21 protein-coding genes and 1 other RNA gene are annotated in these 21429 nt (G+C 51.7%); 14 read left to right on the top strand and 8 right to left on the bottom strand.

Annotation, left to right across the window (positions count from 1 at the left end; genetic code table 11):
• Nucleotides 1-9 precede the first annotated feature (9 nt).
• The 5 genes from purM to purD are packed head-to-tail and all read left to right on the top strand — an operon-like array spanning nucleotide 10 to nucleotide 4894.
• Complete coding sequence (gene purM / locus ACI0CA_RS13325; RefSeq protein WP_412353099.1) at nucleotides 10-1044, top strand: phosphoribosylformylglycinamidine cyclo-ligase; 1035 nt, start codon at nucleotides 10-12, stop codon at nucleotides 1042-1044.
• Nucleotides 1038-1664: a phosphoribosylglycinamide formyltransferase gene (purN, locus tag ACI0CA_RS13320; RefSeq protein ID WP_176820787.1), complete on the top strand. Its 627-nt coding sequence runs from the start codon at nucleotides 1038-1040 to the stop codon at nucleotides 1662-1664. Before purM ends, purN begins: the two co-directional genes overlap by 7 nt.
• A gap of 32 nt (nucleotides 1665-1696) precedes the next feature.
• A complete protein-coding gene (locus tag ACI0CA_RS13315) occupies nucleotides 1697-2410 on the top strand; it encodes an IMP cyclohydrolase (RefSeq protein WP_176820786.1) in 714 nt (237 codons plus the stop codon).
• Between the two features lie 18 nt (nucleotides 2411-2428).
• Nucleotides 2429-3604, top strand: coding sequence for a phosphoribosylaminoimidazolecarboxamide formyltransferase (locus ACI0CA_RS13310; protein WP_176820785.1), 1176 nt, complete (start codon nucleotides 2429-2431; stop codon nucleotides 3602-3604).
• Between the two features lie 24 nt (nucleotides 3605-3628).
• A complete protein-coding gene (gene purD / locus ACI0CA_RS13305) occupies nucleotides 3629-4894 on the top strand; it encodes a phosphoribosylamine--glycine ligase (protein ID WP_343284922.1) in 1266 nt (421 codons plus the stop codon).
• A gap of 76 nt (nucleotides 4895-4970) precedes the next feature.
• Here the strand turns inward: purD and ACI0CA_RS13300 are convergent, their stop codons facing one another.
• Nucleotides 4971-6302 (bottom strand): MATE family efflux transporter, encoded by a 1332-nt coding sequence (locus tag ACI0CA_RS13300; protein ID WP_308449016.1) that lies wholly within the window; start codon nucleotides 6300-6302, stop codon nucleotides 4971-4973.
• A 100-nt stretch (nucleotides 6303-6402) separates the two neighbouring features.
• On the opposite strand from ACI0CA_RS13300, the gene ACI0CA_RS13295 reads away from it, so the two are divergent.
• Nucleotides 6403-7155 (top strand): MerR family transcriptional regulator, encoded by a 753-nt coding sequence (locus ACI0CA_RS13295; RefSeq protein ID WP_308449015.1) that lies wholly within the window; start codon nucleotides 6403-6405, stop codon nucleotides 7153-7155.
• Nucleotides 7156-7234: 79 nt separating this feature from the next.
• On the opposite strand, the gene ACI0CA_RS13290 is transcribed toward ACI0CA_RS13295, so the two are convergent.
• The 3 genes from ACI0CA_RS13290 to ACI0CA_RS13280 are packed head-to-tail and all read right to left on the bottom strand — an operon-like array spanning nucleotide 7235 to nucleotide 11391.
• Nucleotides 7235-9127, bottom strand: a complete 1893-nt coding sequence (locus ACI0CA_RS13290; protein ID WP_446807013.1) for an ABC transporter ATP-binding protein — start codon at nucleotides 9125-9127, stop codon at nucleotides 7235-7237.
• A gap of 16 nt (nucleotides 9128-9143) precedes the next feature.
• On the bottom strand, nucleotides 9144-10907 hold the full coding sequence (locus tag ACI0CA_RS13285) for an ABC transporter ATP-binding protein (protein WP_446806728.1): 1764 nt from the start codon (nucleotides 10905-10907) through the stop codon (nucleotides 9144-9146).
• Entirely contained in the window at nucleotides 10900-11391 is a 492-nt protein-coding gene (locus ACI0CA_RS13280; protein ID WP_176820781.1) for a MarR family winged helix-turn-helix transcriptional regulator, read from the bottom strand. Before ACI0CA_RS13280 ends, ACI0CA_RS13285 begins: the two co-directional genes overlap by 8 nt.
• Before the next feature lie 285 nt (nucleotides 11392-11676).
• Here ACI0CA_RS13280 and ACI0CA_RS13275 point away from each other — a divergent pair, with 285 nt between their 5' ends.
• The 4 genes from ACI0CA_RS13275 (at nucleotide 11677) to ACI0CA_RS13260 (ending at nucleotide 15654) form a co-directional block, all read left to right on the top strand.
• Entirely contained in the window at nucleotides 11677-12567 is an 891-nt protein-coding gene (locus ACI0CA_RS13275; protein ID WP_418531041.1) for a hypothetical protein, read from the top strand.
• A 121-nt stretch (nucleotides 12568-12688) separates the two neighbouring features.
• Complete coding sequence (gap, locus tag ACI0CA_RS13270) at nucleotides 12689-13723, top strand: type I glyceraldehyde-3-phosphate dehydrogenase (RefSeq protein ID WP_176820779.1); 1035 nt, start codon at nucleotides 12689-12691, stop codon at nucleotides 13721-13723.
• 155 nt (nucleotides 13724-13878) lie between these two features.
• Nucleotides 13879-14415, top strand: coding sequence for a GNAT family N-acetyltransferase (locus ACI0CA_RS13265; RefSeq protein ID WP_308449011.1), 537 nt, complete (start codon nucleotides 13879-13881; stop codon nucleotides 14413-14415).
• 93 nt (nucleotides 14416-14508) lie between these two features.
• Nucleotides 14509-15654, top strand: coding sequence for an aldo/keto reductase (locus ACI0CA_RS13260; protein WP_308449010.1), 1146 nt, complete (start codon nucleotides 14509-14511; stop codon nucleotides 15652-15654).
• Between the two features lie 85 nt (nucleotides 15655-15739).
• Here the strand turns inward: ACI0CA_RS13260 and ACI0CA_RS13255 are convergent, their stop codons facing one another.
• The 4 genes from ACI0CA_RS13255 to ACI0CA_RS13240 all read right to left on the bottom strand — a co-directional run bounded on the left by ACI0CA_RS13255 (nucleotide 15740) and on the right by ACI0CA_RS13240 (nucleotide 17466).
• Nucleotides 15740-16060, bottom strand: a complete 321-nt coding sequence (locus ACI0CA_RS13255) for an AzlD domain-containing protein (RefSeq protein WP_176820776.1) — start codon at nucleotides 16058-16060, stop codon at nucleotides 15740-15742.
• Nucleotides 16050-16787, bottom strand: a complete 738-nt coding sequence (locus ACI0CA_RS13250) for an AzlC family ABC transporter permease (protein WP_446806729.1) — start codon at nucleotides 16785-16787, stop codon at nucleotides 16050-16052. The genes ACI0CA_RS13255 and ACI0CA_RS13250 overlap by 11 nt, the downstream gene beginning before the upstream one ends.
• 137 nt (nucleotides 16788-16924) lie before the next feature.
• Nucleotides 16925-17126: non-coding RNA, 6S RNA (gene ssrS / locus ACI0CA_RS13245), on the bottom strand.
• A 28-nt stretch (nucleotides 17127-17154) separates the two neighbouring features.
• A complete protein-coding gene (locus ACI0CA_RS13240; protein ID WP_176820774.1) occupies nucleotides 17155-17466 on the bottom strand; it encodes a DUF1292 domain-containing protein in 312 nt (103 codons plus the stop codon).
• Between the two features lie 538 nt (nucleotides 17467-18004).
• Between ACI0CA_RS13240 and ACI0CA_RS13235 the strand changes: the two genes are divergently transcribed.
• The 4 genes from ACI0CA_RS13235 (at nucleotide 18005) to ACI0CA_RS13220 (ending at nucleotide 21384) form a co-directional block, all read left to right on the top strand.
• On the top strand, nucleotides 18005-18151 hold the full coding sequence (locus ACI0CA_RS13235) for a hypothetical protein (protein ID WP_446807012.1): 147 nt from the start codon (nucleotides 18005-18007) through the stop codon (nucleotides 18149-18151).
• Nucleotides 18152-18833: 682 nt separating this feature from the next.
• On the top strand, nucleotides 18834-19763 hold the full coding sequence (trxB, locus tag ACI0CA_RS13230) for a thioredoxin-disulfide reductase (RefSeq protein ID WP_308449008.1): 930 nt from the start codon (nucleotides 18834-18836) through the stop codon (nucleotides 19761-19763).
• Between the two features lie 43 nt (nucleotides 19764-19806).
• Complete coding sequence (locus ACI0CA_RS13225) at nucleotides 19807-20223, top strand: GtrA family protein (RefSeq protein ID WP_308449007.1); 417 nt, start codon at nucleotides 19807-19809, stop codon at nucleotides 20221-20223.
• A 75-nt stretch (nucleotides 20224-20298) separates the two neighbouring features.
• Nucleotides 20299-21384, top strand: a complete 1086-nt coding sequence (locus ACI0CA_RS13220) for an LCP family protein (RefSeq protein ID WP_308449006.1) — start codon at nucleotides 20299-20301, stop codon at nucleotides 21382-21384.
• The last annotated feature ends 45 nt before the right edge of the window (nucleotides 21385-21429 follow it).

The following is a 21429-nucleotide window of genomic DNA, read 5'->3' as shown; positions in this document are numbered from 1 at the left end:
AGTTAAAGAATGAAAAGTTACAGCGATAGCTACAAGGCAGCGGGCGTTGACGTTACCGCAGGCTACAAGTCCGTAGAGCTGATGAAAGAGCACGTAAAGCGTACAAGCATTCCGGGCGTGGTTTCCGGCATCGGCGGTTTCGGCGGTCTTTTCCAGCCGGACATGACCGGTATGAAAGAACCTGTGCTTGTTTCCGGCACAGACGGCGTGGGCACGAAGCTCGTGGTGGCCATGCTGCTCGATAAGCATGACACCATCGGCATTGACTGCGTTGCCATGTGCGTGAACGACGTCGTATGCTGCGGCGCAAAACCGCTCTTTTTCCTCGATTACATCGCCTGCGGCAAGAACGTGCCGGAGAAGATTGCAGAGATCGTAAAGGGTGTTGCGGAGGGCTGCGTGCAGTCCGGCTGCGCGCTCATCGGCGGCGAGACCGCAGAGCACCCGGGCGTGATGCCGGAGGACGACTATGACCTCGCGGGCTTTACGGTGGGCATTGTAGATAAGGATAAGATCATTGACGGCTCCAAGATGCAGGCGGGCGACGTGCTTGTTGGCGTGGCATCCTCCGGCGTACATTCGAACGGCTTCTCTCTGGTGAGAAAGGTGTTCGGTCTGAATAAAGAAAAGCTTGAAACGTATTACGAAGAACTCGGCTGCACGTTGGGCGAGGCACTTCTGACCCCGACGCGCCTGTATGTAAAGCCTGCGCTGGCGGCCATTGAAGCGGCAGACGTGAAGGCAATCTCCCACATTACAGGAGGCGGCTTCTACGAGAACATTCCGCGTATGATGAAGAAGGGCCTCACTGCTAAGGTGGACCGTTCCGCAGTGCCGGTGCTGCCGATCTTCGACCTCATCGCGAAGACGGGCAACATTCCGGAGCGCGACATGTTCAACACGTTCAACATGGGTGTCGGCATGTGCATGGCGGTCTCCAAGGAGACGGCGGACGCGGCCATTAAGGCGCTGAATGATGCGGGCGAAAAGGCGTTTGTCATCGGTGAAGTGGTTGAGGGCGACGAGGGGGTCATCCTGTGCTGAACATCGCAGTCCTCGTTTCCGGCGGCGGAACGAATTTGCAGGCGCTGATCGACGCGGAGAAAGCCGGTAAAATCGAAAACGGCAAAATTTCCGTGGTTGTGGCGAGCAAGCCGGGCGTTTATGCTTTGGAGCGTGCGAAAAACGCGGGCATTGAGGGCATTGTGCTGGCGCGCAGCGACTATGAAAACGTGGACGCGTACAGCGAAGCGCTCGAAAACTTGCTGAAAGAAAAGCACACGGACTTAATTGTTCTGGCGGGCTTTATGACCATTACGAACGAGAAGTTCACGAAGGCGTTTGAAAATAAGATCATCAACGTGCACCCGGCGCTCATTCCGTCGTTCTGCGGCAAGGGCTATTACGGTCTGCACGTGCACGAGGCGGCTTTGGCACGCGGCGTGAAGGTCTCCGGCGCGACGGTACACTTTGTAAACGAGGTGTGCGACGGCGGCCCGATCATCTTACAGAAAGCGGTGCCGGTGGAGCAGGGCGACACGCCCGAGACGCTGCAGCGCCGCATTATGGAGCAGGCGGAGTGGAAGATTCTGCCGCAGGCAGTGTCTTTGTTCTGCGCGGGTAAGCTTTCCGTGAACGGCTCTATCGTTACGATTAAAGAATAATTCATCCCTTTACATAGAAAGGAAACGGATACATGGAAATTCTGGATATTAAAAAGGAACTTGCAGGCAACGCATACCCGGGCCGCGGCATCGTTATCGGCAAAAGCGCGGACGGCGTGCATGCGGTCATCGCGTATTTCATTATGGGCCGCAGCGTGAACTCCCGCAACCGCGTGTTTGTGGAGCAGGGCGACGGCATCCGCACGGAAGCGTTTGATCCCGCAAAGCTTTCTGACCCGTCCCTTGTCATTTATGCGCCGGTGCGCGTTTTGGCTAACAAGACCATTGTGACGAACGGAGACCAGACGGATACCGTGTTTACATACCTCAAGGCGGGCAAGAGCTTCAAAAAAGCGTTGAAGACCCGCAAGTTTGAGCCGGACGCCCCGAACTTTACGCCGAGAATTTCCGGCCTTGTAAAGCTGAAGGACGGCGACTTTACCTATAAGCTTTCCATTTTGAAGAGCTGCGAGGGCAACCCGGACGCGCCTCAGAGCTTTTTCTTCGACTATACGCCGGTGGACGGCCTCGGCCACTTCATCCACACGTATAAGTGTGACGGCGCACCGCGTATCCCGTCCTTTGAGGGCGAGCCGAAGCCGGTGAAGATTGAGGGCGACATCGACACGTTTACGAATGACCTGTGGACGAACCTGAACGAAGACAACAAGGTCTCCTTGTTCACGCGCTTCATCAATTTGAAGACGGGCAAGATTGAGACCCGCATCGTCAACAAGAATAAGTGATTTTTCGGAGGGGAAACTATGAAAGAACTGGAACTGAAATACGGCTGCAACCCGAACCAGAAGCCGGCGAAAATTTTTACGAACGACGGTCGCGACCTGCCGATTCGCGTTTTGAACGGCAGACCGGGCTATATCAACCTTTTGGATGCGTTCAACTCTTGGCAGCTTGTAAAAGAGCTGAAAGCGGCAACCGGCATGCCGGCGGCGGCTTCCTTTAAGCACGTGAGCCCGGCGGGCGCAGCTGTGGCAAAGCCGATGAGCGACACGCTGAAAAAGATTTATTTTGTGGACGATCTGGAGCTTTCGCCCATCGCGACGGCATATGCAAGAGCCCGCGGCGCAGACAGAATGTCCTCCTACGGCGACTGGGCAGCGCTTTCCGACGTATGCGATAAGGAAACCGCAACGCTGTTGGCACGTGAAGTTTCCGACGGCATCATTGCACCGGGCTACACGGACGAAGCGCTTGCGATTTTAAAGACAAAGCGTAAGGGCACGTACAATGTCGTCGAGATTGACCCGGATTACAAGCCGGAGCCGATTGAGCACAAGGATGTTTTCGGCATCACGTTTGAGCAGGGCAGAAACGAACTGAAAATCGACGCGGACATGCTGACAAATCTTGTGACGGAAAACAAAGAGATTCCGGAGGACGCAAAGCTTGACTTAGTGCTCTCCCTCATCACGCTGAAATACACGCAGTCGAACTCCGTCTGCTATGCGAAGGACGGACAGGCCATCGGCATCGGCGCCGGCCAGCAGAGCCGCATCCACTGCACGCGTCTTGCGGGCAACAAGGCGGACATCTGGTATCTGCGTCAGCACGAGAAGGTGCTGAATCTGCCGTTTAAGGAGGGCATCCGCCGTCCTGACCGCGACAACACCATTGACGTGTACATCAGTGAGGAGCATGACGACGTGCTGCGCGACGGTGTTTGGCAGCAGTTTTTCACGGAGAAGCCGGAGGTGTTCACCCGCGAGGAGAAAGCGGCTTGGCTTGCGACGTTTAAGGGCGTTTCCGTGGGCAGCGACGCGTTCTTCCCGTTCGGCGACAACATTGAGCGCGCGCACAAGAGCGGCGTAGAATTTATTGCGCAGCCGGGCGGCTCTATCCGCGACGACAACGTCATCGATACGTGCAACAAGTATGGCATCGCCATGGCATTCACGGGCATCCGTCTGTTCCACCATTGATCCGAAAGGCGAGGTGCTTTTATTATGAATATTCTGGTTATCGGCAGCGGCGGACGTGAGCATGCGATCATCCGCAAGCTGAAAGAGAGCCCTAAAACGGAAAAGCTGTGGTGTGCACCGGGCAACGGCGGCATTGCGGCAGACGCCGAGTGCGTGGCCATTAACGCGATGGACATTGACGGCGTTGTGGATTTCGCGAAGAAAAACGCAGTTGACCTTGTGTTTGTTGCGCCGGATGACCCGCTTGCGGCCGGTATGGTAGATGCGCTCGAAAAAGAGGGCATCCGTGCATTCGGCCCGCGCGCGAATGCGGCCATCATCGAGAGCAGCAAGGTGTTCTCGAAAAATCTGATGAAGAAATACGGTATTCCGACAGCGGATTACGCGGTGTTCTCCGATCCGAAAGAGGTCGTAGAGTACGTGGAAAAGCGCGGCAAGTTCCCGGTTGTCATTAAGGCAGACGGCTTGGCGCTCGGCAAGGGCGTTATCATCGCGCAAAACTTTGACGAGGCGAAGGATGCTGTGCACACCATCATGGAAGACAAGGTGTTCGGCGCTTCCGGCAACAACGTTGTTGTGGAGGAATTCCTGACCGGCCCGGAGGTTTCCGTGTTGGCATTTACGGACGGCAAGACGCTGCGCCCGATGGTGTCCTCTAAAGACCACAAGCGTGCACTGGACGGCGACAAGGGCCTGAACACCGGCGGCATGGGTACCATCAGCCCGAACCCGTATTACACGAACGAAATTGCGGACGAGTGTATGAAAACCATCTTCCTGCCGACCGTCAAAGCGATGCAGGCAGAGGGCAGACCGTTTAAGGGCTGTTTGTACTTCGGCCTGATGCTGACCCCGGACGGCCCGAAGGTCATTGAGTACAACGCGCGCTTCGGCGACCCGGAGACGCAGGTCGTGTTGCCGCGCCTCAAGACCGATTTTGTGGACGTCATCAACGCGGTCATCGACGAGAAGCTCGACGAGCTTGAGATTGAATGGATTCCGGAAGCGTGCGCGTGCGTCGTGATGGCGAGCGGCGGCTACCCGCAGTCTTACCCGAAGGGACTGGAAATTACCGGTCTTGACGAAAACGGTCAGGCGGAAGGCGTAACGGTGTACCATGCCGGCACGAAGCTTGAAAACGGTAAGCTGCTGACGAACGGCGGCCGCGTGCTTGGCGTGACCGCGACGGCTAAAACGCTGGACGAAGCGCTCGAAAGGGCGTATGCAGCTGTGGAGAAAATCCATTTTGACGGTGCGCATTACCGTCATGACATCGGCAAAACGAAATAACCGAATATACGAGTATAAAAGAATGAGCCTTGTTCCGAAAAGTGAACGAGGCTCGTCCTTTTATTTTGAGTTCTTATCAAAGAATATGCTTGAATTTATGGTTTATATACAGTGTAACGAATAGAGTTAGAAATTCTGCCGCCGGCATGGCGAGCCATACACCGTTGAGTTGCAGATAATTCGGAAGAAAATACAGAAAAAGGAGAAGCAATATGAATGATCTCAGCAGTGTAATAATGGCAGAATAATGACCTTTTCCATAAGAAGTTAACCGAATTGTGGCGTAGATGTTGAAACCGGAAAAAAGATAACCAATTCCGTAAAGTCGCATTCCGTTTAATGCGAGTGAAAAAACCGTTGTTTCCGGCTCAGTAAAGCAGGAAACAGTCAGAGGAGATGTGCAATAAGCGACAATATATAGAATTAGAGGTGCAACAATAAAGAAACAGCGGGCATAGTTTTCCAGCTTTTTGCATATGTGATCGGACTTATTTCCGTATGCATAACTCAAAAGCGGCGATACCCCGGAAGCGTAACCAAAATAAATGCCGATGAACAGAAATTGCAGGTACATAATTATAGATACAGAAGCAATTCCGTCTTCACCCGCAAAAGAAAGCGCGGCTCGATTAAAAATAACAGTGGTGATAGCGATGGCGATTTGGTCAATAAATTCTGAAAACCCGTTAACAGCACACCGAAACCCTGTTTTGAATTTCAAATGTTTGAAAGTTGGTATCAGGCTTGTGTTACGGCACGGAAAATAAAGTATGCCGAAGATAACAGATAAGAAAAGTCCGAATAAAGTTGCTAATCCGGCACCCAAAACTCCCATTTTCATTTGTGCGACAAAAATATAATCTAACAGAATATTGGATATGCCGCCGGATATTGAAAGAAAAAAGCTGTACCCGGGCGAACCCGACATGCGGATAAAGTAGGTGAGCAGTTCTTTGCCGATGACCGCAGGAACGCCAATGAGCCAGATCAATGCATATGTTTTGCAATCGTCCAAAATCAGCGGGGTGGCACCGAGAAAAGTCAGAACCCGAGATAAATTAAAAGCAATAGCAAGTGAAACTGTGGTTCCGATAGCAAGAGAGAAAATAATGCTGAGTGTGAATTCTTGATTTGCTTGCTCGTTGTTTTTAGCGCCCGCAGAAATGGCAGCTAAGCTGCTTCCGCCGGTGGCAAACATTAATGCAATACCGGTAAGGACGTTTACAATGGGATATACAATGTTAATGGCTGCCAATGCGTTTGTTCCGACATATTTGGAAACGAACATACCATCTACAATCGTATACAGCGTATTGAATAGCGTTGTCAAATAGGTTGGAAGAACAAACAGCAGAATTTTACGGAAACGAATATCGTTTTTAGCAAAAAAGACAGATGAACTATTCATATTGGTACCTCCATGCTTTACAGTATAAAGCTTAAAGATACTTGAATGTCAAGGATTTGTTTGTTATAATTATTGAAACTGTGTTCCGGAGGATTTTTAGGTGAAAGACGGATTTCAAATCAATGAAATATCAAAGTTCTTTAATGTTCCAGCTTCAACGCTGCGCTATTGGGAAGAGATGGGGGTGCTGGCTGCCAAAAAGAACCCGGAGAATGGATATCGTATATACACAGTGTCGGATTTGATGACGATTTCGGATATTCTTTTTTATAAAAACCTTGGTATCCCGCTTAAAAAAATTCGGGACATGGAGAAAATGGATTTGCAGGCACATCAGGATTTGTGTGTGCAACAAGCAAAAACAATCCGGCAGCAGCAATTGGCTTTAGAACAGAGAATGAAAAAGCTTCAGTTTCATATTGAAGCTTTAGAGATGATCTGCAAACTGCAAGAGCGTCCATATACGGAAGAAAAAGTCGATGCGGACTGTATTGTACCTTTTGAATTGATAGAAATCGAGAAACTGAAAAGATATATTCAAAACCCATACGTTTATTCGAGAGTTCAACATTCTTCTTGTATGGAACAGGAACAGAGAGGCCTGAGTGTTACGTGCAGCCGTAAAGAAGTTGAGAATTACAAAAATACACTTTGGAAAAACAATGGTGGCAAGTATGTCGTTTGTTTGATGAAAGAGGAAATTGCGGACGGATATCCGAATGATTTAGAGATACATCTTGCGGAAATTCAAAGGATATATAAAACAGGGTATGTTATCAGCCGCTTTTTAACGTGCGCGCAGGAAAACGGGAAAACGTATGACTTTTACAAAACGTATATTGAAATCTTATAAACGGAAAAGCTCCGGCTGCGAACGGTACATTCGGCAGCCGGAGCTTTTGCAAATTGGAGGTTATGAAGTTAAATTCGTCCTATTCGAGTTCAAAAGCGCCGGTATAGAGGCGGTAATATGTACCCTTTTGGGCGATGAGGTCGCGGTGGCTGCCACGTTCGATGATGTGGCCGTGGTCGAGCACCATGATGACGTCGGAGTTCTGAACCGTCGATAGGCGGTGCGCGATGACAAACACGGTGCGGCCTTTCATCAAGGCGTCCATGCCGGACTGCACGATGGCTTCCGTGCGGGTATCGATGGAGGACGTCGCTTCGTCGAGAATCATGACGGGCGGGTCTGCAACGGCGGCGCGGGCGATGGAAATGAGCTGGCGCTGGCCCTGTGAGAGGCCGCTGCCGTCGCCGGAAAGAACGGTGTCATAGCCCTGCGGCAGCATACGAATGAAGCCGTCGGCGTTTGCGAGCTTTGCGGCGGCGATGCACTCTTCGTCCGTGGCATCGAGCTTACCGTAGCGGATATTCTCCATAACGGTGCCGGTGAATAGGTTGACGTCCTGCAAAACCACGCCGAGGGAACGGCGGAGATCCGGCTTCTTGATCTTTGTGATGTTGATGCCGTCGTAGCGGATCTTGCCGTCAGAAATGTCATAGAAGCGGTTGATGAGGTTTGTGATGGTCGTTTTGCCTGCGCCCGTTGCGCCGACGAACGCGACCTTTTGGCCGGGCTCTGCGTAAAGCGTGATGTCATGCAGGACGGTCTTCTCCGGGGTATAACCAAAATCGACGTCCTCAAGCTCTACGTGACCCGTGAGCTCCGTATAGGTGACCGTGCCGTCCTTATGCGGATGCTTCCATGCCCAAAGGCCGGTGTGCTTGTCGGTTTCGGTGAGCGCGCCGTTTTTCTTTTCGGCGTTGACGAGCGTGACGTAGCCCTCGTCCTTTTCGCTCTCGGCATCGAGCAGAGAGAAGATGCGGGAAGCGCCTGCCATAGCCATGATGATGGACGAGATCTGCTGCGTGACCTGACTGATCGGCATAACGAAGCTGCGGGAGAGCTGCAGGAACGACGCGATGCCGCCGAGCGTCATGACGCCCATGCCGGTGAGGGTCAGGTTCGGTACGCCTGCAAGTGCGAGACCGCCGCCAAGCACGGCGATGAGCACGTAAAGGAAGTAGCCGAGTGCGTTCATGATGGGGCCGAGGATGTTTGCAAACTTATTGGCTTCGGAAGCGTTTGTGAAGAGATCGTCGTTTCGTTTGTCGAACTCTACCTTTGTTTTGTCTTCGTGGCAGAAGACCTTGATAACCTTCTGGCCGTTAATCATTTCTTCGATGTAGCCGTTCACATTGCCGAGGGATTGCTGCTGGCGAACAAAATAGCTGCCGCTTTTTGCGGTGACCTTGCCGACGATCTTAAACATGACAAAGAGGAACGCGATCAGAAACAGGGTAAGCCAAATGCTGAGCGTTAACATAGAACAGAACACGGAAACGACCGTGAAGATGGAAGAAAGCGTCTGCGGAATGCTCTGGGAAATCATCTGGCGCAGGGTGTCCGTATCGTTTGTGTAGAAGCTCATGATGTCGCCGTGGGTGTGCGTATCAAAGAACTTGATGGGCAGCGTCTGCATGTGCTCGAACATCTCGTCACGAATTTTCTTTAACGTGCCCTGTGAAACAACTGCCATGGTGCGGTTGTAGAACAGCGTAGAGAACGCGCCGATGACGTAAATGACTGCCATTTGGAGCAGCGCATACAGAAGACCGCTGAAGTTCGGATTGGATTCGAGCAGGAGCGGGGAGATGTAATCATCAATGAGGGACTTTAAAAACAGGGAGGACATGACGCTTGCGAAAGCGCTCACCGCAATGCAGATGAACACGAACACAAGGTGCAGCCTGTACGGTTTCATATAGGAAAGCAGGCGGAATAAGGTTTTCTTATCGAGCTGCTTCATGCTTTCTTTCATGGAGAGTCTGGGACCATTAGGACGCGGTGGCATTGTCAGGATCTCCTTTCGTCTGGGATTCATAAACTTCGCGGTAGATCGGGCTTGTTTGCATGAGCTCGTCATGCGTGCCGCAGCTGACGATCTTGCCGTCATCTAAGACAAGGATCATATCGGCTCCCTGTACGGAGGCGATGCGCTGGGCGATGATGATTTTTGTCGTGTTCGGGATCTCCTTTGCGAACGCGCCGCGGATAAGCGCATCCGTGCGGGTATCGACTGCGCTGGTGGAGTCGTCCAGAATGAGAATCTTCGGCTTTTTAAGCAGCGCACGCGCGATGCAGAGGCGCTGCTTCTGGCCGCCGGAGACGTTCGTGCCGCCCTGCTCAATGTAGGTATCGTAGCCTTTAGGGAAGGTTTGAATGAAGTCATCGGCCTGTGCGAGCTGACAGGCATGGAGGATCTCCTCGTCGGTGGCGTTTTCATCGCCCCAACGCAGGTTATCCTTGATGGTGCCGGAGAACAGGACATTCTTTTGCAGCACCATGGCGACGTCGCCGCGGAGGGTATCCAGGTCGTATTTGCGGACGTCGATGCCGCCGACCTTGACCGCGCCGAGGTCAACATCGTACAGGCGCGGGATGAGCTGTACGAAGCTCGATTTGGAGGAGCCGGTGCCGCCGATGACGCCGACCGTGGCGCCTGCCGGAATGTGCAGGTTAATATCGGAAAGTACGGGCTTGCCCTCTGTGCCGTGACGATAGCTGAACTGGACATGCTCGAAATCGATGCTGCCGTCCGGAACGCTCTTTACGGCATTTTCGGGGGTGGTGATGTCCGGGGTCTCGTTGAGCAGTTCAACGACACGCTCGCCGGAGGTACGGGACATGGTGAGCATGACGAAGATCATAGAGAGGCCCATGAGGCTCATGAGAATCTGCGTGGCGTAAGACAGCAGGCTCAGAAGCTCGCCGGTGGAAAGACCGGTCGCTGCGTCACCGCCGCAAGCAACAATGGTGCGTGCGCCGAACCAGGAGAGCAGGAGCACCGCCGCGTACATGCAAAGCTGCATTAAGGGGGCGTTCCATGCGAGCTGCTGCTCGGCTTTTTTGAAGTCCTTATAGATATTTTCGGAAATGGCGGTGAACTTCTTATTTTCGTGATCTTCACGGACAAAGGACTTTACCACGCGGATGCCGTGCAGGTTCTCCTGCACAACGCTGTTCAGCTTATCATAAGTTCTGAACACGCGCTCGAAGATCGGGTGCGTTCTCGTCATGATGAAGTACAGGCCGAGAATGAGCACCGGGATGATGGCAAGGAAGATAAGCGAGAGCTTGACGTCGATGCCGAATGCCGCGACAAGCGAGAAAATCGCCATAAGCGGGCTGCGTACCGCCATGCGGATGATCATTTGGTAAGTGTTTTGCAGATTCGTGACGTCTGTTGTCAGACGCGTGACGATACTTGCGGTGGAAAACTTGTCGATGTTTGAGAATGAATAATTCTGCACCTTGTAGAACATGTCGTGGCGTAGGTTGCGGGCAAAGCCACTGGAGGCAATGGCTGCGAATTTACCGGAAATGGCACCGCAGAAAAGCTGACCCAGTGCGGAGAGCAACAGGACAATACCCATTTTGACAATGTACCCCATATCGCCCATGTCAATGCCGTAATCGATGAGATTCGCCATTAAAAGCGGGATGATGACCTCGAAGACGACCTCACCGCTGATGGTGACTATGGCCAATATGGAATTCTTTTTCTGTTCGCGGATGCTTTCCATCAGTTTTTTAACCATCTGCACCGCTCCTTTCTTTCTTTTGCTGCTTTTCGGCAAAGGCAGCATCTACATTTATTTTTGCGCGCCGTAAATAAGTGAGCATGGTTTCTTTTTCATTTTGCGTGAAGCCCTTTGTTAGAACGGCTTCCATTGCTTCGTGGTCGGCGCGGATATCGGCCAAAAGGTTTTCTGACTTTTCCGTCAGGGTCAGACGACGCAGGCGGGCGTCCGTTTCGCCGGTGTGGCGCTCCACAAAACCGTTTCGTACAAGCATATCCACCACTTTGGAAGCGGTGGAACGCGTAATGCCGAAGCGGCGCTCAATATCGCGCAAATACACGGGCCCGTCTTTGTGATCGGCGATGAACTGGATGACCCATGTGTTTGTGCCGGTGAGATTTTCGTGTTCCTTTTTATGGGAATACGTATCAATATACCGGCGCATGGTGGTATCCAGCACATGCAATGCATGGCCGATGGGCTCTTTTTCGTGATCGTGCATTGTTACCATCCTTTCATCTGTTTTCGCGGGGAGAAGGCCCCGCCGTACAGCAGAATCGAATCTGCCCCTATGTAAACAATCATGCGCTTAATTGTTTACTCTGGCATATATTATAATCACTTGAAAGTTTGTTGTCAACAGGAAATTAAAAATCTTTTTTGCGGGGTGTTTTCATCTTAGGCGGAATGTGCTAAAATAAAACACAGTGAACCGATGTGCCGCAAATTCGGACGGCGAATGAATCGATGAAAGGAAAGCCCAGAGGGTGTGGGCGGTGTATGATATATGAATAAGAAAGTGAAATTGGCGTTTGTTTTGGCAGGAATCGGCATCTTTGCGGCGGCTGCGCTGCGCTGCGTGCAGATGCTCTGCTTTTTTGATTATGACACGGGCTTTGTGACGGACAGCGGACTGTTGACGTATATTTACTGCGGTGCGGCGATCGGCGTATCGCTTCTCTGCATGCTTTTGTGCCGTGTGGACAAAAAGCTTTACGCGCGCATAGAGACGAAAAGAAATGCGGCGGCGGGTGCTTCTGCGCTTCTGATGTGTGTATTTTTGTTTTTGTGTGCGGCAGCGCTTCTGCGGGACTTTTACTTATACCGCAACAATCAGCCGACCTACTTTGTGCAGGCTTCGCATGTGACGACGCATTTGCCGTTTGCGGTCTTAACGTTGCTTTTCGCGATCGTTTCTCTCATTTTTGCCATTATATGGCTGACGGGCGAGGGCTTCCCGAGCGGCACGGGCGGGCTCTGGGCCATCGGTTCCGTTTGGGGCATTTCGTATATGATCGTGACGTTCATGACGTATTCCGCTGTGGCGACGACGGAGGAGAATATCTTTACCGTGGGTGGCGGTGCGATGATGCTGCTGTTCCTGCTTTCCGAGGGCAAGCTGCTCTCCGGCGCGGGCGGCAAAAAGGCGCTGCGCAGCACGTATGTGTTCGGCCTGCCGGCGGCGGTGTTTTGGATGACGTATGTGATCTCGAACACGGTGCTCATTATTGCGGGGCGCGGGTATGCGACGGAGATGCCGTATGTGATCCAGCTTGCGATGCTGTGCCTTTCTGTTCACAGCCTTTGCCTGCTGCTTACGGTGAGCGGGCAGCGCGCTTCTGCGAAAGCGGAGAGCAATTTAGAAGAAAATGCTTTAAAAGACACGGGAAACGCGTGAATTTTCTGAAAATTACGGAAAAAGTTTGCATTTTTAGCAGTTAGCCCTTGTAAAATCCTGCGAAATGCTATAAAATAGAATTGCAAATTATGCATCCACAATTATCAGGAGGTATACAATCATGGCAGTTAAAGTTGCAATCAATGGTTTCGGCCGTATCGGCCGTCTGGCGTTCAGACAGATGTTCGGCGCTGAGGGTTATGAGGTCGTTGCGATCAACGATCTGACGAAGCCCTCCATGCTGGCTCACCTGCTCAAGTATGACACCGCACAGGGCGGTTACTGCGGCAAGATCGGCGAAGCTCTCCACACGGTTTCCGCTGACGACGAGGCTAACACCATCACAGTTGACGGCAAGACCCTGAAGATCTACGCTGAGAAGGACGCTAAGGACCTTCCGTGGGGCGAGATCGGTGTTGACGTTGTTCTTGAGTGCACCGGCTTCTACACCTCTAAGGCTAAGAGCCAGGCTCACATCGACGCAGGCGCAAAGAAGGTCGTTATTTCCGCTCCGGCAGGCAACGATCTCCCGACGATCGTTTACAGCGTAAACGAGAAGACCCTGACGGCTGATGACACCATCATCTCCGCTGCTTCCTGCACCACGAACTGCCTCGCTCCGATGGCGAAGGCACTGAACGATTATGCTCCGATCCAGAGCGGCATCATGAGCACGATCCACGCTTACACCGGCGACCAGATGATCCTCGACGGCCCGCACAGAAAGGGTGACCTCCGCCGTGCACGTGCCGGCGCTGCTAACATCGTTCCGAACTCCACGGGCGCTGCAAAGGCTATCGGCCTTGTTATCCCGGAGCTGAACGGTAAGCTCATCGGTTCCGCACAGCGTGTTCCGGTTCCGACCGGTTCCACCACCATCCTCACCGCTGTTGTTAAGGGCGCTGACGTAACCGTCGACGGCATCAACGCAGCTATGAAGGCAGCTTCCTCTGAGAGCTTCGGCTACAACTGCGATCCGATCGTTTCTTCCGATGTTATCGGCATGAGATTCGGTTCCCTGTTCGATGCTACCCAGACGATGGTCTCCAAGATTGCTGACGACCTCTATGAGGTTCAGGTCGTTTCTTGGTACGACAACGAGAACTCCTACACCAGCCAGATGGTCAGAACCATCAAGTACTTCGCTGAGATCTAATTTCGGCTTAGGCGCTGGAAAAATCAGGTGTTTTGACGCTGCATCATGCAGCAAAAGACTGAATTGATTTTCGCACCCTTTCTTCCGTGGTTCATGGAGGAAAGGGTGTTTTTTATCCGAAATACGTACACACGGCAAAGAAAGGCAGGGAAAATATGAGAGAACTGCACACAGAAAGACTTTTACTGCGCACGCCGCGGGAGAGAGATGCGGCGGAGATCATGGCCATACGCAACAGCGCTTTCGTAATGAAAAACAACGTAATGAAAGTGCTTGATAAAGAGCAGATGGTTCATTTGATTCATAGGGAAATCGATTATGAAAACACATGGTATATTGAGCGAAAAGAGGACGGCGCTTTGCTTGGTATGATTGCGGCGGAGGAGGACGGCGTTCGGTTCGATGTGCGCTCGAGATGTCTTTCGTATTATCTCGGGGAGCAATATACGCGGCAGGGCTATATGAAAGAAGCACTGCGGGCTGTGCTGCATGAACTATTCACCGAAGAAGATCTGGAAGTTGTAGCAGCGCGTGTTTTCACGGGGAATATTGCTTCGGAAAAGTTGCTGAGATCCTTGGGGTTTGTGTATGAAGGGTGTATCCGCCGCTGCGTGCGTACGTCAGAAAGCGAAATCCGCGACGACATGCAGTTTTCGCTACTGCGGGAGGAATATTTCGAGGCGGAAAAATAATTTTACAAAAAAGCTTGACTTAGAGTATACTTTAAGTTGTAAGATATAGGAAGCAAAATGCTTGGAATTTTTTACATAAGGAGTATGAGTAAAATGTCTGAAAAGAAATTAGGCTTCGGCCTCATGCGTCTGCCGTCTCTGGACCCGAACGACCCGGGCAAGATCGACATTGAGCAGGTCAAGAAAATGGTGGATACGTTCATCGAGCGCGGCTTCACGTATTTTGACACGGCGTGGATGTACTGCGCATTCAAGAGCGAAAATGCCGTGAAGGAAGCACTTGTTTCCCGCCACCCGCGCGACAGCTTCACGCTGACGACAAAGCTACATTCGTCATTCGTGAATTCGTTTGAAGACCGCGACCGCATTTTTAATGAGCAGATGGAAAAGACGGGCGTAACATATTTTGATTACTACCTCATCCACGACATCAACTGCCATAGCATTGAGACGTACAATAAGTTCGATTGCTTCGGCTGGATCCGCGATAAGAAAGAAAAGGGCCTTGTAAAGCACATCGGCTTCTCGTTCCACGACGGCCCGGAGCTGTTGGACGAAGTGCTGACCGCGCACCCCGAGTTTGAGTTTGTGCAGTTACAGCTCAACTACCTCGACTGGGAAAGCGCCGGTGTGCAGTCCAGAAAATGCTACGAAGTTGCCGAAAAGCACGGCGTGCCGGTATTCGTCATGGAGCCGGTGAAGGGCGGCACGCTCGCAAACGTGCCGGAAGAAGTGACGAAGCTGTTTAAGGACTATAATCCAGAAGCTTCCGTACCGTCTTGGGCAATTCGTTTCGCAGCGAGCCTGCCGAACGTGAAGATCGTGCTTTCCGGCATGAGTGATATGGACCAGCTTTTGGACAACACATCGTACATGCAGGATTTTAAGCCGCTGAACGATGAGGAAAAAGCGCTCATCAAAAAGGCGACGGACATCATCAACGCGAGCATCGATATTCCGTGTACGGGCTGTTCGTACTGCACGGACGGCTGCCCGATGCAGATTGCAATCCCGAAGTATTTCTCGCTGTACAACGCCGATATGCAGGAGCTGCGCGGCAGGGGAATCTCTCCGGACGAGGGCTGGACGCCGCAGAGCGAGTATTACGAGAACGTCGCAAAGCACTTCGGCAAAGCGAGCGCGTGCATTCAGTGCGGCCAGTGCGAGGGTGTATGTCCGCAGCATTTGCCGATCATCGAGTACTTGCAGACGGTCGCAAAGCATTTTGAGAGAGAGTAAACACAAGGCTTTCTATAACGATAGTTAAAAGTTTCGCCCGCCTATTGAAAAAGGCGGGCGAAACTTTTACGTTGCAAACTGTGCTTTACAGCGGCAGATATGGCAATATGAGTTCACACACAAGCACGGTGGCGCTGGCGATAATGGCGACGGTGAGCAGGCTTTTACCGCGGAATGCTAAAATCAAAGCGGCGGCAAAGCCGAGCGCGGCGCTGATGGCGCTGCCGGTGGCAGTGAGAATTGCCGGGAAGGTCATGGCGGAAAGCGTGGCGTACGGCACATAATAGAGAAACGAGCGCAGTGTGCGGTTTGTGATCTTGCGGCGGATGAGCGTCAGCGGCAGCATACGGATAAGATACGTAACGGCCGCCATGACGAGTATGTAAAGGAAAACCTCAACCCTCATGCGGCATCTCCTTTTCCGGTTCTGCGGGCTCATCTGGGATGGGGAACAGCAGCGCTGCACCGCCTGCGGTGATGAGCGTGATGACAATGATACGGAAGCCCGAGGAAATGTTGCACAGCACCGGCAGATACGTGAACAGCGCGGAAAGCACCATGGAAAGGACGACCACACTGGCAACGACGCGATTCTCTTTTGCAGGCGGCAGGATGATGGCAATGAACATACCGTAGATCGCGATGCCGAGCGCGTTCGTCAAAACGGCCGGCAGGATGTTGCCCGCCGCCGCGCCGAGTGCCGTGCCGAGCACCCAGCCCGGAATGGCGACGGCGATGAGCCCATAGCTGTAAAACGGTGAGAGAGGCTCCCTTTGGCTGACGCTGACGGCGAAGATCTCATCCGTCATGCCGTAGGCGATGCCGAGGCGGTGCCCAAGGGGCAGGCTCGGCGAGAGCTTTTGCGAGAGCGCACACGACATGAGAAAATACCGCAGGTTGATGATGAGCTGCGTGAATGCAAGCTCGATGAGCGACGCGCCCGATGCAATGATGGCGAGTGCTGCGAATTGCCCGGCGGAGGTGACGTTTAGGGCGGAGAGCACGGAGGCTTCAAACACCGAAAGTCCGATGCCTGCGGCCTGAATGCCAAACGCGAACGAAACGGCAAAGTACCCGAAGCAAATGGGCATGCCATCTTTGAGTCCGCTTGAAAAATACTGTTTTCTGGTCATGATGACCTTCTCCTTCTTTGCTACCGCACCCAAATGCGGCAAAATTTGCAAAATACAACCGTTTCCAAAAGAAAAGCACAGAAAAAGGTGTGTAAAGTATGAAAAAAGGCGGTTTTCACCGCCTTGAAATGGGCATAAAAAACCCCGCCCGACCGTAACGTGCTCTCAATAACCTGCTACGTAATAAGCAGGTGGGTGCCCTCCCGCAGGTTTCGCGCTCCCTTCTTCCGGTATCCGGTCAAGCCGGGCCGGGAGGTCTGCAGTCCGCCTGCGGAGCCGAGCTCCCTAAAAGTTGAGTGTAGGGTTATTTTGCACGGTCCGCGCATCGGGCAGGTGTCTTTACATGATCTTGAACGGGGAAAGAAGATTACTCCTCTTCTTCCTCCATAGCCTGTGCATAGCGGGTCTCGAAAATTTCGGCGAGCTTATCCAGCAGGTCGTCGTCTTCGATCTCGCAAAGCTGCTCTTCGCCGTTCTCGTCTTCTACGACTTCAAAGATGTAGTACTCATCTGCGTCTGCAACTTCGCTTTGGGCGTCGCGCAGAGTGGGGACAAGCGCCATAAAGTAGCCGTCATCGTTCTCGAGTTCGTCGATGATCTCAAATTCGTGCTCCGTGCCTTCATCGTCGATGAGGGTGATGAGCTCTGCTTCGTATTCCTGATTGTTGTCTATACTCATGGGAAAAGCCTTCTTTCTCAGTATATTCGCCGTTCTGTGATTTATGCGGCGGAGCAGAAAAGCTGTGGAAAATGAGCCTGTTGCTTTTGCCTGCAAGAATAATTGTATCGTGAATGCGGAAGAATGTCAAGCTTCATTTTGCGAAAACAGAATATACAAATAAAAAATAAAATCTTCAAAAAAACTGTTGACAAAGTAGACGGACGGTGCTAATATATAGGTGAAAAGAGAAAGAACTCCAGAACGCAAAGTAGATCGGGAAAACCGTAAGAGGTTTTCTTGGTGGAGGCTCAAAAAAGTCTCGGTAAAAGATCGAAGCGGTTCAGCGCGCGGAAAGTATTCCGAAGGGGAGAGAGAAAGGCGCGGAGGAAACTCTTGAGGCAGTATTTGCAAAGGCGGAGCTTCAAATGTTCTTCGGCTTCCGGGAAATGTGATGAAAGAGATAAGTAGGCTTTTAAGAATGTGCCGGTACAAAGGGACAAAAAGCCGAAGCGGAGAAACGGGAACATAAATAAAGAAGCAGCCGTACGTTTTGAACATGTGGAAACAGGCAAAACGTGAAAAGAGGCAAAGCTGCATGAGCCGCAAAGGCAAATCTATTGAAAGAAAGCGGGTGAGGCCAATGGCTACTGAACCTCAGCAGCAGAAGATCCGTGGTGCGTTGCGCCTCGGATCCCTGAAGTAAACTGAATATTTGCACACGAGTGTTTCAAGCTTTATGAAAGCGCGGGATCGCAAAAGCGAGTCCCAAAAGGTTTTCGTGGTACAGCAAAGATAAGTAGGTCGAAATTAACATATAGAATTATACATGGGCTGTACAAAGTGTACGGACGTGTGTAAGGATAGGCGGAAAACGCCAAAGAAAAAATCAAATACAGTTTTTGAGAATATACATGGAGTTGTGTCCAATGCACAAATGATAAACTCTGAAAGACCGACGACATTCTGAAAGTAATGCAGAGTGCAGGTATAAAAAGAGACCGATGGTTTCAAGCAGAGGAAAGTCCGATGTATTAGTATCAGTTTAAATTAACATGAGATGTGTGCGCTGAGCGTACACCGCACAGGATGTGCAATAAAAATTAAAGAACGAGAGGCTTTTTCGGGATGCTGAAAGAGCCTCTTTTGTTTTGTGCGATAGGGGTATGTCGTGCAAGGAGCGCGGTTTGCGTGTTTTTTGGCTTAAGTAGGAGAACGGGAGCACGTATTTGATTCTGATAAAGTTTTCGACTGCGTGTCGCTTTGCGGTAGAAAACTCTTTCGCGCCGCACGGAATTGTATTTTTCGGGAGAATGTGCTATACTAACGATGTTCGCAAGACGGTGTGCAGAAAAGCTGCACTTCATCAGGAAAAGGAGCGGTGACTTATGAGCGAAAACATGGAAAAGGTCTATGACGTAATCGTGGTGGGTTCCGGCCCTGCGGGGCTTACGGCGGCACTGTATTGCGCCCGCGCGGGCTACGAGACGCTGGTGCTGGAAAAATATATCCCCGGCGGTCAAATGGTGACCTCGAATGAAATTGAAAATTACCCCGGCTTCCCGGAGGCGGTGGACGGGTTTACGCTGACGATGAACATGAAAAAGCAGGCGGAGCGCTTTGGCGCGAAGCAGACCTACGGCAACGTGACGGCACTGCGGTTAGACGGTGATGTGAAAATTCTGGAGACGGAAGACGGCACGGTTTACCGCGCGAAAAGCGTCGTTTTGGCACCCGGTGCGGCACCGAGGACGCTCGGCTTGCTGAACGAAGACGCTTTGCGCGGCAAGGGTGTTTCCTACTGCGCGACATGCGACGGTGCGTTTTATAAAGATAAGACGGTTGCGGTCATTGGCGGCGGTGACACGGCGGCGGGCGATGCGGCTTTTCTCTCCGCGATGTGCAAAAAGGTATATCTCATCCATAGAAGAGACCGCCTGCGCGCTTCAAAGAGCTATGAGAAGAAGCTCGATAAGCCAAATATCGAGATCGTTTTCGATACGGTGACGGATGAGATCCTCGAAAAAGACGGAAAAGTCGGCGGGCTGCGTCTGCGCAATGTAAAGACGGACGAGGTGTGCGAGATTGAGGTGAACGGCGTGTTTGTGGCGGTGGGCAATGTGCCGGCGACGGACTTTGTACGCGATATTCTTGATCTTGACGAAAACGGGTATTTTATGGCGGGCGAGAGCACGAAGACGAACGTTCCGGGTGTGTTTGCTGCGGGCGATTGTCGTAAAAAGACGCTGCGGCAAATCGTGACGGCGGCTGCGGACGGCGCGGTGGCGGCGCACGGTGTGGAAGAATATTTATCATAAGAAAGAAGAGGGCGCTTTGCCCGAAACATAAAGGATAGAAAATATGGGAAAAATCAAAGAACTGCTTATAAAATACAAAGAGCTGGTTTTGTACGTGGTGTTCGGCGTGCTTACGACGGTCGTGAGCTACGCTTCTTACTGGATCTTTACGGATTTTCTGCACATCCCGTACATGGTATCGACAGCGCTTTCGTGGGTGCTTTCAGTTACCTTTGCGTATGTGACGAACCGCAAGTGGGTGTTTGAGAGCCGCGCGCACGGCTTTGTGCCGATTTTGACGGAGGCGGCGAAATTTTTTGCGAGCCGTATTATGTCCGGCTTTATGGAAATGGGCATGATGTTCATCGGTGTGGATCTGCTGCACGTGAATGATAAGATTGTGAAGCTCGTTGCGAACGTTTTTGTGATCCTTGCAAATTATATTTTAAGCAAACTGGTCGTTTTTCGTAAGAAAAAGTAAATTGACGAAACGAGGTTATGGGAATATAATTGATAAGATAAAGACATCCGGCCTTTGGCCGAGACGGAGGCTTTTATGGCGAAAAGAAAACAACGCCGCGATGAGTTTCAGGATATTTCCAGTTACTCCTCAAAGCAGGCGTATAAGAAAAATCAAAAAAAGAAAAAACGGACGGGCCTTAAGGTCTTTTTGAGCTTCATCTGCGTTATTTTGGTGCTGGTGGGCGGCGTGATGATCTACGCTTCCACGGTGCTTTTGGGCGACCTGAAGACGACGACCATCACGAAAGACAAGACGGAGCTCGGTATTTCCGAAGAAACAAAATCGGAAGCGGGCATTACGAATATTGCGCTGTTCGGCGTGGATGCCCGCGATTATGACGGCGGTACCTTTGCCGGGCGCAGCGACGCCATTATGGTGATGTCGATCGATAACGTGCACCACAAGGTTAAGCTGACGTCCATCATGCGTGATGTGCGCGTGTATATGGGCGACGGCAGTCCGTATGATTCCGGCTATGATAAGCTGAACCATGCCTATATGTACGGTGGCCCGGAGCAGGCCATCCGTGCGATCAACCAAAACTTCGGTCTCGATATTCAGGACTACGTGACCGTGAATTTTGCCGCCATGGCGAAGATTGTGGATGCGTTCGGCGGTGTAAATATTGATTTGACGGAAGATGAAATCAGTGAGATCAACAAAAATATGTATGCGTTGGCGGCGGAATCCCCTGAATCAATGGCAGGCGATGTTTCTACATATGCGCCGCTTTCGGCGGGCGATGGCGTGCTCTTGAACGGCGACGAGGCTGTGGCTTACGGGCGTATTCGTGCCATCGACAACGATAACGGCCGTGTGGAACGCCAGCAGGAAGTGCTTTCTGCGCTCTTGAGCAAGGCAAGTTCTATTTCCAAGCTTGAATACCCGAGCATCATTCAACAGCTTGCGCCGCTTTGCGAGACTTCTTTGACGTTTGATAAGATGATCGGCCTGGCGCAGATTGCGCTGACGGGTTTTGACATTGAGCGCCTTTCCATCCCGAGTGATGTGGAGGGCTATGCCTCCGATTACTGCGAGGGCGGCGGTTGGATGTGGACGTATGACACCGATGTTGCGGCACAGCATATCCACGAATTTATTTACGAGGATGAAAACTGACCCCTGACGATCGCGTGACCGAACCTGTACATATGGCGGTGTGAT

Source organism: Hominenteromicrobium mulieris (genome assembly GCF_046197855.1).
GTDB classification, from domain to species: Bacteria; Bacillota; Clostridia; order Oscillospirales; family Acutalibacteraceae; genus Hominenteromicrobium; species Hominenteromicrobium mulieris.
Note: the sequence above shows the minus strand (reverse complement) of the source record. Positions and strands in the feature narration are given on the sequence as shown.

Coding starts and splice junctions, on each gene's coding strand:
- ACI0CA_RS13255 (WP_176820776.1), bottom strand. CDS start 16,060: ATGAGGGTTGAGGTTTTCCTTTACATACTCGTCATGGCGGCCGTTACG.
- ACI0CA_RS13280 (WP_176820781.1), bottom strand. CDS start 11,391: ATGCACGATCACGAAAAAGAGCCCATCGGCCATGCATTGCATGTGCTG.
- ACI0CA_RS13260 (WP_308449010.1), top strand. CDS start 14,509: ATGTCTGAAAAGAAATTAGGCTTCGGCCTCATGCGTCTGCCGTCTCTG.
- ACI0CA_RS13315 (WP_176820786.1), top strand. CDS start 1,697: ATGGAAATTCTGGATATTAAAAAGGAACTTGCAGGCAACGCATACCCG.
- ACI0CA_RS13285 (WP_446806728.1), bottom strand. CDS start 10,907: ATGGTTAAAAAACTGATGGAAAGCATCCGCGAACAGAAAAAGAATTCC.
- purM (WP_412353099.1), top strand. CDS start 10: ATGAAAAGTTACAGCGATAGCTACAAGGCAGCGGGCGTTGACGTTACC.
- ACI0CA_RS13235 (WP_446807012.1), top strand. CDS start 18,005: ATGTGGAAACAGGCAAAACGTGAAAAGAGGCAAAGCTGCATGAGCCGC.
- ACI0CA_RS13220 (WP_308449006.1), top strand. CDS start 20,299: ATGGCGAAAAGAAAACAACGCCGCGATGAGTTTCAGGATATTTCCAGT.
- ACI0CA_RS13290 (WP_446807013.1), bottom strand. CDS start 9,127: ATGAAAGAAAGCATGAAGCAGCTCGATAAGAAAACCTTATTCCGCCTG.
- ACI0CA_RS13225 (WP_308449007.1), top strand. CDS start 19,807: ATGGGAAAAATCAAAGAACTGCTTATAAAATACAAAGAGCTGGTTTTG.
- gap (WP_176820779.1), top strand. CDS start 12,689: ATGGCAGTTAAAGTTGCAATCAATGGTTTCGGCCGTATCGGCCGTCTG.
- ACI0CA_RS13300 (WP_308449016.1), bottom strand. CDS start 6,302: ATGAATAGTTCATCTGTCTTTTTTGCTAAAAACGATATTCGTTTCCGT.
- purD (WP_343284922.1), top strand. CDS start 3,629: ATGAATATTCTGGTTATCGGCAGCGGCGGACGTGAGCATGCGATCATC.
- ACI0CA_RS13265 (WP_308449011.1), top strand. CDS start 13,879: ATGAGAGAACTGCACACAGAAAGACTTTTACTGCGCACGCCGCGGGAG.
- ACI0CA_RS13310 (WP_176820785.1), top strand. CDS start 2,429: ATGAAAGAACTGGAACTGAAATACGGCTGCAACCCGAACCAGAAGCCG.
- ACI0CA_RS13250 (WP_446806729.1), bottom strand. CDS start 16,787: ATGACCAGAAAACAGTATTTTTCAAGCGGACTCAAAGATGGCATGCCC.
- ACI0CA_RS13240 (WP_176820774.1), bottom strand. CDS start 17,466: ATGAGTATAGACAACAATCAGGAATACGAAGCAGAGCTCATCACCCTC.
- ACI0CA_RS13275 (WP_418531041.1), top strand. CDS start 11,677: ATGAATAAGAAAGTGAAATTGGCGTTTGTTTTGGCAGGAATCGGCATC.
- trxB (WP_308449008.1), top strand. CDS start 18,834: ATGAGCGAAAACATGGAAAAGGTCTATGACGTAATCGTGGTGGGTTCC.